This window comes from Halomonas sp. BDJS001 (assembly GCF_026104355.1).
Taxonomy (GTDB): Bacteria; Pseudomonadota; Gammaproteobacteria; order Pseudomonadales; family Halomonadaceae; genus Vreelandella.
This window is the reverse complement of the sequence record NZ_CP110535.1, coordinates 2481146-2497550: the sequence shown is the minus strand read 5'-3', so window position 1 is coordinate 2497550 and position 16405 is coordinate 2481146. Positions and strand designations below refer to the sequence as shown.

The following is a 16405-nucleotide window of genomic DNA, read 5'->3' as shown; positions in this document are numbered from 1 at the left end:
TATGGCTACCATGAACATGCTCCAGGCGATTAATAACGCCCTGGATATCGCCATGGCAGAAGATGAAAAAGTCATCTGCTTTGGTGAAGACGTGGGAATTTTTGGCGGCGTCTTTCGGGCCACCAGCCACCTGCAGGAGAAGTACGGTAAAGCGCGCTGTTTTAATACGCCGCTGGTTGAGCAGGGCATTATCGGCTTTGCCAATGGCTTGGCGGCTCAGGGCTCGGTGCCTGTCGCGGAAATTCAATTCGCCGACTATATTTTTCCCGCCTTTGACCAAATCGTTAATGAAACTGCCAAGTTCCGCTACCGCTCCGGCGATCTGTTTAACGTAGGTGGGCTGACTATTCGTACCCCTTACGGCGGCGGCATCGCGGGCGGTCTCTATCACTCACAATCGCCGGAAGCCTATTTTACCCATACCCCGGGTCTCAAAGTGGTGGTGCCACGCAACCCTTATCAAGCCAAAGGGCTGTTGCTTGCCGCGATTCGCGATCCGGATCCGGTGCTGTTTCTGGAGCCCAAACGTCTCTATCGCGCTGCGGTAGGTGAGGTACCCGAAGAGGATTACCAGCTACCCATTGGTGAAGCCGACATCACCAAAGAGGGTACCGATATTACCGTAGTAGGCTGGGGTGCTCAGATGGAAGTGATTGGCAAAGCGGTTGAGCTAGCCGAAGAGCAGGGCATCGCCTGTGAAGTGATCGACTTGCGCTCACTGCTGCCCTGGGACGCGGATACGGTGGCTGAATCGGTGCTAAAAACCGGCCGGCTCGTGGTCAGCCATGAAGCGCCATTAACCGGCGGCTTTGCCGGTGAAATTGCCGCCACTATTCAAGAGCGTTGTTTTCTCTACCTGGAATCGCCCATTACACGGGTGACCGGGCTCGATACGCCTTTTCCGCTGGTGCTGGAAAAAGAGTATCTGCCTGATCATCTGAAGATTTTTGAAGCGATTCGCGAAAGCGTCAACTTTTAGCGCTGAGGAGAAAAACAATGAGCGATTTTTTACTGCCGGATATTGGCGAAGGCATCGTTGAGTGCGAAGTGGTCGAGTGGCGCGTCGCGGAAGGCGATCAAATTGAAGAAGACCAGCCCATTGTCGAAGTCATGACCGACAAGGCGCTGGTGGAGATTACCGCCCCCGAAGCCGGTATCGTGACCAAACTCTATGTGGCCCAGGGGCAAATTGCCAAGGTGCATGCGCCGCTCTTTGCCTATCAAGTGGAGGGAGGTAGCCAGGCCGGCGACCAAGCCAGTCAACAAAGTAACAGCTATCAGAGTGAGGCCGAGCCAGAAGCTATACAACCGGCCGCCAGTGAAAAGCTGAATGAGACAGCGGCAGAACCGCCCACTGCTAAAGGCACTCCGGGGGCTGGCCCCCTATATAGCAAGGTTCCCGCCAGCCCCGCCGTTAGGCGCCTGGTGCGTGAACACTCTCTACAGCTCACGGAGATCGCGGGCAGCGGCAAGGATGGCCGGGTGCTTAAAGAGGACGTGCTGGCGCATCTTGACCAAGCATCCCAAGCTGCAGCCTCATCTAGCCAGGCCGTTGTAAAAAACCGAACTGCTAACAACCAGCCTGAAACCCAGGCGTCCAGAGTGGAGCCACTGCGTGGCGTACGGGCGGTGATGGCCAAGCGTATGGTCGAGGCAGCCAGCACCATTCCCCATTTTCACTACGGCGAAGAGATCGACGTTACTCCCCTACTGGCGCTTAGAGAGCGATTAAAGCCGTTGGTCGAGGCCCAGGGAGAGCGGCTAACCCTCATGCCGTTCTTTATGAAAGCCATGGCGCTGGCGGTGGCCGAAGAGCCTATCGTTAATGCCCAGCTTAATGCGGCTGGGGATGAGCTGCACTATTACCCTCAGTGCAATATTGGTATGGCAGTGGATAGCAAAGCGGGCCTGATGGTGCCCAATGTGAAAAACGTTGAGCGCTTAACCCTGCTGGAAATTGCCCAGGAAGTCGGTCGGCTAACCACCTCAGCGCGGGAGGGGCGGGTTGATCAGGCTGATTTAAAAGGCGGTACTATTAGTATTTCCAATATCGGTGCGCTGGGAGGTACCTACGCAGCACCGATTATTAACGCCCCGGAAGCTGCGATAGTGGCAATTGGTAAAACCCAATGGTTACCGCGCTTTGATGAGCAGGGTGCGGTGCAGCGTCGGGCGATTATGACCATCACCTGGGCGGGGGATCACCGCTTTATCGATGGCGGTACCATTGCGCGCTTCTGTAATGCCTGGAAGGGCTTTCTGGAAGCCCCGGAAACCATGCTGCTTCACTTGGCGTGAATAAGTAGGGGTTTAAAACAGTGTTGGCATAAGCCCGTGAGCCCGTGTTGTTATAAGCATTTGTTGGTATAAACCAATGTATCAGGCAGCGCTTCAGCAGTTCTATATACCCGAAGAGCAGTCGGTCTATCTGCTGAGCCATCACGATGCCCGCAAGCTTAAAGACTGGGTGGCGCTGTGTCAGGCGCAGCTCACCCAGTTGGGCTACCAAGACATCGAGTTAATTGGTAAGGGCGCCTACGGTTTTGTGTTTGCAGGTCGTACCAGCCACAAGGGCGCAACCGCCCACTACGTGTTTAAGTTTTCACGCATCACCTTGCCCACCCATCTGCAGGAGCGCCTCGAAGAGGAGGCGTTCATGCTGGAGCAGGTCTCCCATCCACGTATTCCAGGTCTCATTGCCTACCAACGCTCTCGGGGGCAGTCGATTCTGGTCATGGAGCGTGCACCCGGCTGGAATTTAGAGCAGGTATCGCTCAAGCAGGGGCGCCTCTCTCCACGCCTGATTGTGCGCATGGCGGCGCAGCTCGCCGATATCCTGATGGCTCTGCGCCGTGAATCTGGTCACCAGGCGCGACCGGTGGTGCATGGCGATATCAAACCCTCCAACTTGGTGTTTGATGCCGAGCATGAATCCATTGCGCTAATCGACTGGGGCTCATCGGTCTTTGCTCAGCTAGACGCCCAGCTGCAGTTTGTGGGTGCCAACGTAATGGAGCTAATGTCCGATAACTTGCAGCAGACCAATGCCCGCTTGGGCGATGTCTACTTTATCGGCGAAGAGCAGTTAAACGGCGCACTCTCATCGCCGCGGTTCGATGAGCAAGGAGCGGCGGGAACCCTGTATGCGCTGGCGTCAGCGCAGTCTTGTCGCTTTGGTCATCGGGCGATTCCCGCCAGCTCGCTGGGCTTGCCCATGGAGTTTGCCCGCACCCTGGATGGGATGCTCGATCCAGACCCTCAGGTGCGGCGCAAAGCGGGCGACTACTTTTTAAATAACATGCCACGCATGGCCAGGGTTGTGATGATCGATCTGCCTGCAGCGCTCAATGTGCCGCTGGTGCCAGTATGGGTGCGTCCTGCGCATCAAGAAATCGATACCGTGGTGTATAGCTCGCGTAAAGCTTTTCTACGCGAAGCAAATGCACAGGAAACTCTCAATGACGTTAACGATGTACAGCTTGACCGCTACTACAAGCAGTTTATGCAGGGGATGGGGGAGACCGAAAAGGCTTTTTTGGCATCGGTGAGCCGACTGGGGAAATATCCTGTGGTAGGAGGCTTGGCGGTTCGCTGGGAGCGGGAAGGGGTGTATATCGATTCGTCGCTAAATTTGCACGACCCGGCGCTCAAGCCTGCCTTTATCGAGGCGGTTAATAATATGGTGCACCTGGCTAGAGCGATTCATCGCCAAGGGGTTTTTAAAAGCTGCCTGTTTAATGCCCGCCAAACACTGCACTTAGAGCGTGCTTCAGCGGATGACGCCTTTGTTAGCGAGCCGAATATGGCAATAAACTATGAGCTGAGCGCGGTGCCGGAGCTTGAAGATCGCACCCGCCAACACAGCTATTTCGAAGATGGGCCCGACCCCGAAGAGCTACTCGTACTGCCTGAATCGATAATGCGCGTGCTGCAGCAGCTCAATGATATTCACCACACCGGTATGATCATTTTTGAAGCGCTGCCGCAGCATCTTAAAATTCATAGCTACTACCGTTTACTTGATCCTGACAAGGAGCATGAATTTCGCACGTTGCTGGCCAGTATTCTTGCATCGGTAAACCAAATTGAAGGCCTGGGGGTCTCCGGCTTTATGAAAATGCCCTATAAGGATACGCGCTATTTCGCCCACCTGGAAAGCCAGCCCGAGCGCTACTATCCCCGTGACCCGCGGGATTTTGTGAAAAAATTAACTAACCAGTAGCGCCATTGATTAACGCTGAGGGCGGTTTATCACTCTGGTCTGCTGCGCTAACCAGTCGGCCAACTGCACAGTAAGCTCGTCGCTAGCGTTGCCAAACGCATCCACCACATCGGTAATATCGACGCTGCGCGCTTGCGCGCTGGTGCTGAAATTCATTGCCGCAAGTGGTGTTCGGTTTTGAGGGCTGACCAGTTGAACATTGAGCTGCACCTTCACCGTGGGTGGATTGGTCACATAGTCGCTCTGAAAATGGCGCAGTTCACTGAGTAGCAGCAGATCGTGGGGCAGACGGTCACTACCCACACCAGCAAACAGCTGGCTCTGCTGTAGCCCTTCAATCAAGCGCGCCTTGATAAGGTCGGGGGTATCTTCATGCCAGCGGGCGCCCTCATATACATTGACAACATTTCCCTCGGGGTAGACCACAATTCGGTTGCTACTGAGTAGGTGCCCCGCTTCGGGATCGGCAATGCCCAGGCGTTGGTTAGTGCTATTGGATGAGGTGGTCGAAGACGGCAAATCGCTCGCAGGCAAACGGTAAAGGGTAGCTGGCTCGCTTTCGGGCAGAATCGAACAGCCGGCACTGAGTAGTGCAACACTGATTAGAAGTATGGCGGGAATACGTAAACTCATGGGCGAAACTCCTCTACCTGGTCACGGCCCAGAAAAAAGTCCGTCGGGCTCTCTTCCAGCTGGCGGGTAATACGATCCAGCGTGCTCAGCGTGGAGCGCAGTGAAGAGAGCGCTGGGGCAATATCCTGGGCACCCTGCAAGCTCCCTTCAACGGCGCCTGCGTTACTCTCCACGAGCTGCTCAATACGCTGGGCGGCGCGGGCCACATCGCGGCTCGCATCGGCAGCGCTCTGCATGACTATGCGGCCATCCTCGCGTAACAGCAGAGTGGCTTCATGGCTGAGTTCATCAATGCTGGTGAGGGTAGTGGTTGCCTGACGCGCAGCATCGCCAAACAGGGCCATATTGTTATCAAGCGCTTCCTGCTGAGTGGCAATCATCTCAGTAATCTGGGCAATGTTGGTCAAGATATTGCCTGCCTGCTCACGGTTATTATCGTCAAACAGTTCGTTAACGTTTTGCAGGATCGAATTGATGTTCTCGATCATCTCTTCACCCTCATCGAATAGCGTGGCGATGGGGGAGGGATCGGCCTGAATAAATGGAACTTCATCGTTGGTTTGATCAACCAGGCGTGGGCTCTCTGGGGTACCGCCGTGAAGCTGAACCGACATGCTGCCAGTAATACTGGCAAAGGCGAGTCGGGCGCGCGTATCTGTTTTAATCGGCGCATCTTCGTATACGCGGATATTGGCAATCACTTGGCGTGGATCATCCGGGTTCAGAATCAGCTCGGTGACATCGCCTACCTCAATACCGTTGTACTGTACCTTGCTTCCTTCGGACAGGCCGCTTACGCTGCGTTCAAAGAGGATACGGTAGGGTTGATAGCTCCGTTCACCTGCTGCATAACTCATCCATAGTGCAAACAGTAACGCGCCAGCGGCAGTGGCCAGCGTGAAAAGGCCGATTAAAACGTGATGCGCCCGTGTTTCCATGTGCAGTCACTCCTGGACGTTAGCGTTAGTTGAAGAGGCGGTATGAGCTTCTTGTGCAGCTCTGCCGCGGGGCCCGTGAAAGTACTCCTGAATCCATTCATCGTCAGTCTCTGATACCTTGTCGATGGTATCGACCACCAGCACGTGTTTCTGCGAGAGTACGGCGACCCGGTCGCAGGCGGCGTAGAGAGTATCCAGATCATGGGTGACCAGAAAAACGCTGAACCCCAGCGCATCGCGTAGGGTCACCAGCAATTGATCGAAGGCCGCCGCGCCAATAGGGTCAAGCCCCGCGGTAGGCTCATCGAGAAACAGAATGTCGGGATCTAGCGCTAAGGCACGGGCCAGGGCGGCGCGCTTAATCATGCCGCCCGATAGGGATTCGGGAAATTGCAGCGCGGCCTGTGGCGGAAGCCCGACCAGCGAAAGCTTGATCCTGGCAAGATGCTCGGCGTCTTCACGCGGCAGTTTGGCATGCTCGATCAACGGCAGCGCGATATTCTCTTGCAGGTTCAACGAGCTAAATAGTGCGCCGCGCTGAAACAGCACCCCAAAGCGGCGCTCTATTTGGCTACGCTGCTCCTCGTTTAGCTCGCTAAGGGGGGTGCCAAGGACTTCAACCGTGCCGCCATTGGGACGTTTTAAACCGACAATACTGCGTAAAAGCACGGATTTTCCGGTGCCGGAACCTCCCACAATGCCAAGAATTTCACCGCGCTCAAGGGTGAGATCTAAATTTTCGTGAACCACATGGGTGCCGAACTGGTTCACTAACCCCCGAACCTTGATTACTGGTCGCTTATTTGACTCTAGCTTATTCGACTCTGCATCCATTACCAGCCCATCTCCATAAAGAACAGCGCGGCAAGGGCATCAATCAGAATCACCATAAAAATCGACTGCACCACACTGGAGGTGGTATGTGCCCCGACGGATTGGGCGCTGCCGCTGACCTTAAAGCCTTCCAGGCAGCCAATAACGGCGATCACAAACGCAAACACCGGCGCTTTGCTAAGTCCTACCAAAAAGTGCGTCACCGACACGTCTTTTTGCAGCGTGTTAATAAACTGGGTGAGGGAAATATCCAGGGAGAGAGCAGCCACCATGGCGCCACCTGCCAAACCACTGAGCATACCCACAAATGCCAGCATGGGCAGGCTAACTAACATCGCCATAACCCGGGGCAGCACCAAAAGCTCAATAGGGTCTAGTCCCTGCGCTTGAAGGGCATCAATCTCTTCATTGGATTTCATGGCGCCAATTTGCGCCGTAAAGGCGCTGGCGGTTCGCCCCGCTAATAGGATAGCGGCAAGCAGAACACCAAATTCCCGCAAGAAAGAGAACGCCACCAGGTCGATGGTATACACCGTGGCGCCGAAATCCTGCAAAACGGTCGCGCCCAGGAACGCCACCACGGCACCTACCATAAATGTCAGTAGGGCAACGATGGGTACCGCATTCAGGCCGCTCTGCTGAACGTGCGCTACCGTGGCGGTTACGCGCCAACGACGTGGCCGGAATATCAGTTGGAATAGGGTGGCAATGACCAGGCCAATAAAGGCCAGCAGTTGGCGCTGCTGAGACCAAAGCCCCACCATGTGTCCACCTACCGTGGCAAGCGCTTGGCTGAGGCGCGAATAAGAGGGAGGCTCGATGTCAAGCGGTGTTTCCATGGCCTCGGCAATACGCACAAGCAGTGCCTGCTGCTCTGTTGGCAGCTCACCCGCCCAGTCGGATACTTTTTGCGCTCTCTCAACGCCAATCAGTTCAATCACCAGCACGGCACCGGCCGTATCGAGGCGGGTGATAGCTTTTAAGGAGACAGACTCAGCCCCAGCCTCGTTTCGCGCTGGGGTTTTGACTGTGTAATGAGAAAGCGCTGATTTGATATCGCGATAATTGGCAAGCGTCCACTCGCCCTGTAGTGCTAACGTTTGATCATGACGCGCAATCCACTCGCTTGGCATCCCCTCTCCTTGGCGCTAATAGTATCGATGCATTATTAATGCGCTTGATTAGAGAGCTATGATGCATTCAAACGAGCGTTAGTTAAAGTCTTCCTAGCGCAAAGCTATCTACCAGAACGATACCTGGGGGCCAATTCCTGCTTTATCTGGTTAGCGACTTCTTTGAGCCTTGGGCCCAGGTTGTTGACCAAACGGTCATGATCCAGGCGTAGGCTGGAGCCACCGCAATTGATTGCCATGACCTCAGCGCCATCTTCCAAAATCAGCGGCATGGCGACCGCGCTAATATCGCGCTGCCAATCCTGCTCAGAGAGGCAAAAACCGTACTGCGCATAGTCTTTGAAGCTCTGTTGTATGCCTGCTTCATAACGCGGCCAGTCGTTGCCATATTCGCTGGCCAACTCTTGAAGCACCTGCTGGCGCCGTTCGTCCGTTAAACCGCATAGCCAGGCACGACCAATCGCAGAAGTAGCAATGGGCAGGCGGGAGCCTGTGTCCAGGCGAATGATTAGCGGGCCATGACCATGGCAGGTTTCCAAATAGACCATATCGCTGCGGTCGGCCCCGCCCAGGCTAACGTTACAGTCGGTGGCATCGGCAAATTTTGCAGATGCGGGCGGGCAATTTCGCGAATGCCCATATTGGCGAGAAAGCGATACCCCAAGGCTAAGACACCTGGACCAAGGCGGTACTTTTCCAGGTGGGTATTGTGCTGGAGATAGCCCAACTGTGTCAGGGTATAGGTTAACCTTGACACCGTAGGGCGAGGGATACTTGTACGGTTGGACAGCTCAGCATTGCCTAAATACTCTTCACCTGCGCCAAAGGCGCGCAGCAACTCTAAACCGCGTGCGAGGGCAGTCACAAAGTTGCGATCTTTTCCGGGCAACTGCGGGTCGTCAGCATCAGTGTCGGTGGGGTGCATTCAATATCCCAACAATAGGTGGCTTATGGCGCCCAGTATCGCATATCTACTTAGACGCAGCGTTCATGCCTATCAACGAAATAGCGGCTGTTTGACACTAAATCAGCCGTCCAGACGCTCGATAATTGTGGCAATGCCCTGACCGACGCCGATGCACATGGTGACCAACGCGTAGCGCCCACCGGTCGCCTCAAGCTGACGGAGAGCCGTAAGCGCCAAACGTGCTCCTGAAGCTCCCAGAGGGTGACCAATGGCGATAGCGCCGCCGTTGGCATTCAAGCGTGGATCATCAACGGAGAGCCCCAACTGCTGTATGCAACCAAGTACCTGAACGGCGAACGCTTCGTTAATTTCAATTACATCCATCTGCTCAAGGGTAAGCCCGGCTCGTGCCAGCGCCTTTTGTGAAGCGGGTACTGGCCCTAACCCCATAACCCTTGGTGCCACACCGGCAACGGCGCTGGCGACAATGCGCGCGCGTGGTGCTAAGCCCACACGCTCACCGGCGGCCTTGGTGCCGACAATCATGGCAGCAGCGCCGTCATTGAGGCCTGAGGCATTTCCGGCGGTGACAACGCCACCCTCGAATAGCGGGCCCAGTTGGGCCAGTTTGTCTTCGGTGCTTTGTGGGCGGGGGTGTTCGTCTTTATCCACCAACAGTGGCGGCTGTTTACGCCCTTGGGGCACCTCAACGCCAAACATTTCGCCGTCGTAAAAACCTGAGGCCAGCGCTTGGGCGTAGCGCGACTGGGAGCGGGCGGCAAAGGCATCGCTGGCGTCGCGGCCAATACTCAGATCGTGGGCAATATTGTCGGCGGTTTCCGGCATGCTGTGGCTGCCGTACTCTTTGGCAAGCCTAGGGTTGGGAAAACGCGAGCCAATCACCGTGTCAAACATTGGCTGATTGCGAGCAAAAGGGGAGTCTGCTTTACCTAATACGTAGGGTGCGCGGGACATCGACTCAACGCCACCGGCTAGGAATAGCTCGCCTTCCCCCAGGCGCGCCGCTCGGGCAGCGTCCATCATTGCCGCTAAGCCGCTGCCACAAAGACGGTTGACGGTTTGTCCGGCGACTTCAATAGGCAGGCCAGCGAGCAGCGCTCCGTGACGGGCCACGTTACGGGAGTCCTCCCCTGCCTGGTTGGTGCAGCCTGCCAGTACCTCTTCATAACTTTCTGGGGCGAAGGGGTTGCGGGCGACCAGTGCTTTAAGGGTTAAACCCAGCAGTTCATCGGGGCGGATAGCCGCTAAGCTGCCGCCGTGGCGACCAAAAGGGGTGCGTAAACCGTCGTAAATGTAGGCGTCTTGCATGATGGTTTTCCTGTTGTTTTTTTAAGCAGTGGTTAGCGACATGTGCAGTGCGGCACGGCGGCGCAGCCACGGACTGGGTCGATAGCGCGGGTCACCGGTGGCCTCAAGCAGATTGGTTAGTATCGTCATAATGCGCGTGGCGCCGTAATGGTCGCCCATGCGCAGCGGGCCGAAGGGGTAGCCCAGGCCAAGCTCAACCGCCCGGTCGATAGTCGCGGGTTCGGCAACCCCTTGTTGAGCAATGTCAGCACCCACGTTAACGATGCAGGCAATTACCCGTTGAAGCACAAAGCCGTTACTGTCCTGAAGCGTGCTCACCGGGGTGCCGTCATGATTGAGCAGGCTTTGCGCGGCTTGAATAAAGGCGTGCTGAGTTATCGGTGTGGTCATCAGGCTGCGGCGTTTATCGAGCCCAGCAAGCATATCCACGGCCACGCACTGCTTGGCATCTAGCCCCTGGCGTAGGGCGCAGTTGGTAGCGTCTTCACCAAAAGGCGTCAGCAGACAGAGCGCTTGTTGACTAGGCTGTGCACCAGTTTCTAATGGCCAGCTCGCCGCGTTTACCAATTCAGCGAGAGCCGAGGCGCTTTCGGAGTCATCCTGGCTGATCCAAACCGGGCGGGCGGGCACGGTTTCAATGGCAGGTTCATCCGGCATTTGCTGCTTGCCTTCCACATAGCGGTAAAAGCCTTCGCCGGTTTTACGCCCCAGCAAGCCCGCAGCCAGGCGTTGCCGGGTCAGAGGTGAAGGGCGAAAACGCGCCTCTTCATAGTACTGGTGATAAACCGACTCCATCACGGCGTGGGAAACATCCAGGCCGGTAAGATCCAACAGGGTAAACGGCCCCATTCTGAACCCGCCTTGATCGACCATAATGCGGTCAATGGTCGCCGGGTCAGTAACGCTTTCGCCTAAAATTCGCAGCGCTTCGGTACCGAAGGCACGCCCGGCATGGTTAACCAGAAACCCAGGGGTATCCGTGGCCTGGGCGGTAAAGTGGCCCATGGCTTGACCGAGAGCACTGACCCGCTGAGTCACCTTATGGTGGGTACGCAGGCCAGGGATGACCTCGGCAATTTTCATCAGCGGCACGGGGTTAAAGAAGTGAAAGCCGATGACCCGCTCGGGATGCTGGCAGGTGGCGGCAATGGCCGTGACAGAGAGCGAAGAGGTATTGGTCGCTAACACCGTCTGCTGGCTGACGATCGCTTCTAAATCGCTGAACAGACCCTGCTTGGCCTCAAGCTTTTCGACAATGGCTTCCACGACGATATCGCATGGCGCCAGCCCGGCAAGTTCACTTGCCTCTATCAATTGTTCACTATACTGCTGCGCCTGCTGTTGAGTAATGCGCTGCTTCTCAGCACTTCTCTCCCATAGGCCATTGATAAACGTTTTGGCTTCTTCTACAGCACCCTCTTTAACATCGAACAGTATGACCTTCAGGCCAGCTTGGGCAGCCAGTTGCGCGATGCCACGACCCATGGCACCCGTACCGACAATACCAAGCGTGGTGAAAGGTGAAGGTGTTGATTCATTAGACATACGCTAAATCCTCTCTGCAAAAGGGAGTTTTTGTACATTTTGTTCTGCATTGCAAAATGGTGTTTCAATTATTGACTCGCCATCCTAGGCTATGCAAAAGTGCCTGACAAGATTAGTGGACAATAGTTTTGCTATGCAAAATTAAAGCGCTTTCCACACCCAGCGCTACTTCGAATGATAACGCTAACTATAAAACCCGTTGCCGCCAGGAGCCGTCATGATTCGCGATCCCGAATTGATTAACCAGCTTGTCGATACCATCGCCCGTTTTGTCCGTGAGCGCTTAATTCCCAATGAGGCGAGACTGGCAGAGGAGGACGCGGTACCCCCGGAAATTCTTGCCGAAATGAAAGAGATGGGGCTGTTCGGGCTCTCAATCCCGGAGGAGTATGGCGGCCTTGAGCTAACCATGGAGGAAGAAGCCCTGGTGGCAATGGAAATCGGCAAAACGTCTCCCGCCTTTCGCTCGGTGTTTGGTACCAACAACGGCATTGGTGCCCAGGGCATTTTGATCGATGGCACCGACGAGCAGAAAGCCAAGTATGTTCCACGGCTAGCGACCGGCGAGATTCTAAGCTCATTCTGTTTGACCGAACCAGATTCAGGCTCCGACGCCGCCAGCTTGCGGACGACCGCAGTGCGTGATGGCGACCACTATATTTTGAACGGCACCAAACGTTATATCACCAATGGCCCCGAGGCGGATCTGTTTACCGTCATGGCGCGCACTGATCCTAACAATAAAGGCGCGGGCGGCATCTCAGCGTTTATTGTTGAAGGCGACACCCCTGGGCTAGTTCGCGGCCCTGCGGATAATAAGATGGGCCAGAAGGGCGCCCACACCTGCGATATTATTTTCGAAAACTGCCGGGTGCCCGCCGAAAACATTATCGGCGGTAAAGAGGGCCAAGGCTTTAAAACCGCCATGAAGGTGCTCGATCGTGGACGGCTGCATATTTCTGCTGTGTGCGTCGGCGTGGCCGAGCGCTTAGTGGAGGAGTCATTGCGTTACACCATGGAACGTAAGCAGTTTGGCGCGGCGCTTGCTGAGCATCAGTTGATCCAAGCCATGCTGGCAGACAGCAAAACCGAGGCCTATGCAGGCAAAACCATGGTAATGGATGCCGCACGGCGCAAAGATGACGGTGAAAACGTCTCGACCCTGGCCTCCTGCTGCAAACTGTTCTGCGCTGAGATGGTGGGGCGTGTCGCAGACCGCGCGGTGCAGGTTCACGGTGGGGCGGGCTACATGTCTGAGTATGCGGTTGAGCGCTTCTATCGTGATGTGCGGTTATTCCGCATTTATGAAGGCACGACGCAAATTCAGCAAATCGTCATCGCCCGAAATATGGTGCGGGAGGCGTCCTAATGGCTTTGTCGGTACCTTACCAAGCTCCGGATGAGAAGATTTTTGGCCGCCTTGCCAGCGAACTGGTGGCGGAGCTTCCCGAGCGGCTCAGCACCCGCGTGCTTGAAAATGCCAAACGTATCGGTGATCAGCCCGCCATTGTGGATGGCAGCGTGCGTTGGAGTTATGCGGAGCTTGGCCAAGAAATACACGCTGCCTGTGAGTGGTTAAGCGCATTGGGCATTCGCCCTGGCGACCGGATTATGACGGTGAGTGAAAACTGCCGCGCTCTGGTTGTGCTGCTGCTGGCAGCCAGCGAGCTGGATGCCTGGGTGGCCATCGTTAATTCCCGCCTCTCGGCTCAGGAAGTGGATCTAATTCAGGGCAACTGCCTGCCCCGGCGCGTGTTCTATACCTGCGATGCGTCACCAGAGGCGTGCCAGCACGCTGAACGCCACGCCGCCGACCGCTACCAGCACCCGCAGTTAGGCGGGCTGGCTATTTCGCCGCTCTACGACAGCGACCCCGAGCCTGTATTCGCCAGCGGTGCCGAACAGGTGGCGGCGATGATTTACACCTCAGGCACTACCGGAACACCCAAAGGGGTAATGCTGACTCACCGTGGCATCCTCTATATCGCTTCGATTTCGGGCGGCATGCGCCATTTAAGCCAGGGGCAGCGGGTCTATGGCGTGCTGCCGATGTCCCATGTGTTTGGGCTCTCCTCGGTCTGTATGGGGTCGCTCTATAATGGCGCCTGCCTGTATACCGTGCCGCGCTTCGAGGCAGCGCTAATGCTTGAGACGTTAAAGCAGGAGCGAATTACCGTGCTCCAGGGCGTGCCTGCGATGTATGCCCGGGCGTTAGAGTATTTAAAACGCGAGCAGCTCAAACTGGAAGCGCCTGAGCTGATTTACATGTCTGCGGGTGGTTCGCCGTTGGATAGCGATACCAAAGTGCGGGTTGAGGCAGCCTTTGGCCTGACGCTCCATAATGGCTACGGATTAACCGAAGCGAGCCCCACCATCAGTCAAACCCGTATTGATGATCGCCATAGCAACAGTACCGTTGGCCGGGTGTTGCCGCTGCTTGAGTACCGCTTGGAGCCGCTTAGCGATAGCGGCACTTCCGAGCAGCCTAGCGATGAGGTGGGTGAGCTATGGGTGCGCGGTCCCAATATTATGAAAGGTTACTTCCGCCAGCCGGAAGCTACCCGCGCCACGCTAACCGAAGAGGGTTGGCTCAACACCGGTGATATCGCCAAACTCGATCACCATGACCAACTCTATATTGTAGGGCGTAGCAAAGAGCTGATTATCCGCTCTGGCTTCAATATCTACCCACCGGATGTGGAAGCGGTGATCAATGAGCATCCCGCGGTCACGCTTACCGCCGTAGTGGGGCGTCAAATCGCCGGGAATGAAGAAGTGGTGGCGTTTGTGCAGTGCGAACCGGGCATTGACGTTGATATGGCGGAGTTAAAAGCATTTATCGCCGAGCGGCTGGCGCCTTACAAACGGCCTACTCAAATTGTATTGATGGATACGCTACCTTCCACCGCCAGCGGCAAAATACTAAAAGGGCGGTTGCGGGATTTAGCTCAGCAGGAGAGCGGCTCATGAGTCATTCACCTCAGCAAGCGTTAATGGGCTACCACGAACTGCTGGGCATGCACGTCGTTGAGTGGGAAGAGGGTCGAGTAGTCGTTGAACTGACCATTGAGGCAAAACATCTTAACCGCAGCGGCAATGTACATGGCGGTGTATTAGCTTCCATGTTGGATAGCGCGCTGAGCCTGGCGGGTTTGCACTGTAGCGTACCGGGCAATATTCGCCGGGGAATGACGCTGTCACTCACCACGACCTTTGTGGGCCCCGCCCGGCAAGGTGTGTTGAAGGCAACCGGCACGGTTCGCGGCGGTGGACAGAAAACCTATATGAGCAGTGGTGAGATAGTCGATGAACAGGGCAGTTTAGTGGCCATGGGAGAAGGCTCATTTCGGCGTCGCAGTGGCAGTGAATCGGCAGAGGGATTTCCAGAAAACAAACCCAGGGAGCCAACTGAGTGAGCCCAGCCCGCCTGCGGGTTTCTCTGTTACTGCTGGTCACCCTGGCAACGCTGTTTCATCTGGTGGTCGGCAGCCTGTTTTGGCAAGCCGTCGGCATTGCCGCGCTGGCGCTCTATCTATTAACGCTTGCTGGCAAGCTAACACGGATGGCCAGAGGGTTACTGCTAGTCGCGGGGATGGTATCGCTGCTAGCGCTCTGGCACTCGTCGAACCCAGGCCAACTGCTGTTTGAAGCCAGTGGGCGTTTTGCGTTTTTTGCGACCTTTGTGGTGGCGTTGAGCATGCTACGTTTGCCTGCCTACCGTTCACGCCTGGTGCGTCGCTGTGGGCAAAGCATGCTGCTCCAACCGCCTAGCCGCCGCTACCCAATTTTATCGCTCGGTTCAGCGCTGTTTGGCATTATTCTCAATATCGGCGTGCTTAACCTATTTGCCGCCATGATTGAGAAGAGTAACACCCTGGGGGCGGCCCAAGGGCGTGCCTGGGTGCGAGAAGCCCGTCAGCGGCGCATGATGCTGGCGCTGCTACGTGGGTTTTCCCTGGCGCCACTTATTTCGCCCATGGGTATCGGTGTTGCCGTCGTACTGTCGAGCCTTTCCCAGGTCACTTGGCTTGAGCTTGCGCCGTATATTTTGGGCGCCGCTGTGCTGATTTTTCTGGCGGGCTGGGCGGTAGATTTTCTCACCGGCCCGCATCCGCCTGCCAATAAAGCCTTGGTAGCTGCTCCTTCGTTACGCCCGCTGGCTCAGTTCAGCGTGTTGCTGCTAGGGATTGTGGCGCTGGTGTTTAGCCTTGCCTGGCTATTAGAGCTGCGCTTACCCATTGCCGCGCTGTTAGGTGCGCCGACTGGGGCTCTGGTTTGGCTTGCCTGGCAGCGGCGCAGGCTTGGCTTCGGTGGGTTGCCTGCCGCGGTTAGCGCGGTGCATCGTCAGTTACCATGGCTGCTTTCGCCTAGTACCAATGAGATCGTAGTGCTAGGGGCGGCGGGCTATTTGGGGCACTTATGCGTTGGGCTGGTTGACACTCAGCAGTTGGCGCCACTATTAACGGTGTTGAACCAGTGGGGCGCCTTCAATGCCGTGCTGGCGATGCTGATGGTGGTGGGGCTGGCCCAGGTAGGCGTTAACCCTATCGTGACGGTAACGCTGTTGGTGGGGCTGTTACCACAGCTAGCCATTGAGGGGCTAACACCTGCGCTGATAGGTGCATCGCTGATGGTAGGCTGGGCGCTGGCGCTAATGTCGTCGCCGATGACCGCATCGATGCTGATTTTATCCCGATTTACCGGTGTACCTGCCACGCGTATTGGCTACCGTTGGAATGGCAGATTTCTGGTCGCCTCGATTCCACTGTTGGCAGCGTGGTTTGTATGGGCCCCCTTTTAAGGGGACAAGAATGCGTAAGCGCTTGACCTTTGTTTGGTATTTTTTTATCTTTCTTTTTATAAA

General features: G+C 56.0%; 13 protein-coding genes and 1 pseudogene. 7 read left to right on the top strand and 7 right to left on the bottom strand.

The features are described from left to right. Nucleotide 1 precedes the first annotated feature (1 nt). From OM794_RS11550 to OM794_RS11540, 3 genes are all read left to right on the top strand, one after another. Nucleotides 2–979 carry an alpha-ketoacid dehydrogenase subunit beta gene (locus OM794_RS11550; RefSeq protein WP_226251225.1) on the top strand — a complete coding sequence of 326 codons (978 nt, stop codon included), beginning with the start codon at nucleotides 2–4 and terminating at the stop codon, nucleotides 977–979. 17 nt (nucleotides 980–996) lie between these two features. Beyond that, the gene (locus tag OM794_RS11545; RefSeq protein ID WP_226251226.1) at nucleotides 997–2298 is read left to right on the top strand and encodes a 2-oxo acid dehydrogenase subunit E2; all 1302 of its coding nucleotides are present in this window, start codon (nucleotides 997–999) and stop codon (nucleotides 2296–2298) included. 76 nt (nucleotides 2299–2374) lie between these two features. Beyond that, a complete protein-coding gene (locus OM794_RS11540) occupies nucleotides 2375–4222 on the top strand; it encodes a protein kinase domain-containing protein (RefSeq protein WP_226251227.1) in 1848 nt (615 codons plus the stop codon). Nucleotides 4223–4231: 9 nt separating this feature from the next. On the opposite strand, the gene OM794_RS11535 is transcribed toward OM794_RS11540, so the two are convergent. The 7 genes and pseudogenes from OM794_RS11535 to OM794_RS11505 form a co-directional block, all read right to left on the bottom strand. Next, nucleotides 4232–4855 (bottom strand): ABC-type transport auxiliary lipoprotein family protein, encoded by a 624-nt coding sequence (locus OM794_RS11535; RefSeq protein ID WP_226251228.1) that lies wholly within the window; start codon nucleotides 4853–4855, stop codon nucleotides 4232–4234. After that, nucleotides 4852–5793, bottom strand: a complete 942-nt coding sequence (locus OM794_RS11530; protein WP_226251229.1) for an MlaD family protein — start codon at nucleotides 5791–5793, stop codon at nucleotides 4852–4854. The genes OM794_RS11535 and OM794_RS11530 overlap by 4 nt, the downstream gene beginning before the upstream one ends. Nucleotides 5794–5799: 6 nt before the next feature. Then, entirely contained in the window at nucleotides 5800–6627 is an 828-nt protein-coding gene (locus tag OM794_RS11525) for an ABC transporter ATP-binding protein (RefSeq protein ID WP_226251230.1), read from the bottom strand. Then, nucleotides 6627–7760 carry an MlaE family ABC transporter permease gene (locus OM794_RS11520; protein WP_226251231.1) on the bottom strand — a complete coding sequence of 378 codons (1134 nt, stop codon included), beginning with the start codon at nucleotides 7758–7760 and terminating at the stop codon, nucleotides 6627–6629. Before OM794_RS11520 ends, OM794_RS11525 begins: the two co-directional genes overlap by 1 nt. Before the next feature lie 104 nt (nucleotides 7761–7864). Next, nucleotides 7865–8685: pseudogene (locus OM794_RS11515) on the bottom strand (IclR family transcriptional regulator). Between the two features lie 102 nt (nucleotides 8686–8787). After that, nucleotides 8788–9996 carry a 3-oxoadipyl-CoA thiolase gene (locus OM794_RS11510; RefSeq protein ID WP_226251233.1) on the bottom strand — a complete coding sequence of 403 codons (1209 nt, stop codon included), beginning with the start codon at nucleotides 9994–9996 and terminating at the stop codon, nucleotides 8788–8790. A gap of 21 nt (nucleotides 9997–10017) precedes the next feature. Further along, a complete protein-coding gene (locus OM794_RS11505) occupies nucleotides 10018–11541 on the bottom strand; it encodes a 3-hydroxyacyl-CoA dehydrogenase (protein ID WP_226251234.1) in 1524 nt (507 codons plus the stop codon). A 217-nt stretch (nucleotides 11542–11758) separates the two neighbouring features. On the opposite strand from OM794_RS11505, the gene OM794_RS11500 reads away from it, so the two are divergent. From OM794_RS11500 to OM794_RS11485, 4 genes are read left to right on the top strand one after another with little or no spacing between them, the layout of a single operon-like run. After that, complete coding sequence (locus OM794_RS11500; RefSeq protein WP_226251235.1) at nucleotides 11759–12910, top strand: acyl-CoA dehydrogenase family protein; 1152 nt, start codon at nucleotides 11759–11761, stop codon at nucleotides 12908–12910. After that, nucleotides 12910–14511 (top strand): class I adenylate-forming enzyme family protein, encoded by a 1602-nt coding sequence (locus OM794_RS11495; protein WP_226251236.1) that lies wholly within the window; start codon nucleotides 12910–12912, stop codon nucleotides 14509–14511. The genes OM794_RS11500 and OM794_RS11495 overlap by 1 nt, the downstream gene beginning before the upstream one ends. Then, a complete protein-coding gene (locus OM794_RS11490; protein WP_226251237.1) occupies nucleotides 14508–14957 on the top strand; it encodes a PaaI family thioesterase in 450 nt (149 codons plus the stop codon). The genes OM794_RS11495 and OM794_RS11490 overlap by 4 nt, the downstream gene beginning before the upstream one ends. Continuing rightward, nucleotides 14954–16342 carry a hypothetical protein gene (locus tag OM794_RS11485; RefSeq protein ID WP_226251238.1) on the top strand — a complete coding sequence of 463 codons (1389 nt, stop codon included), beginning with the start codon at nucleotides 14954–14956 and terminating at the stop codon, nucleotides 16340–16342. The genes OM794_RS11490 and OM794_RS11485 overlap by 4 nt, the downstream gene beginning before the upstream one ends. Nucleotides 16343–16405 lie beyond the last annotated feature (63 nt).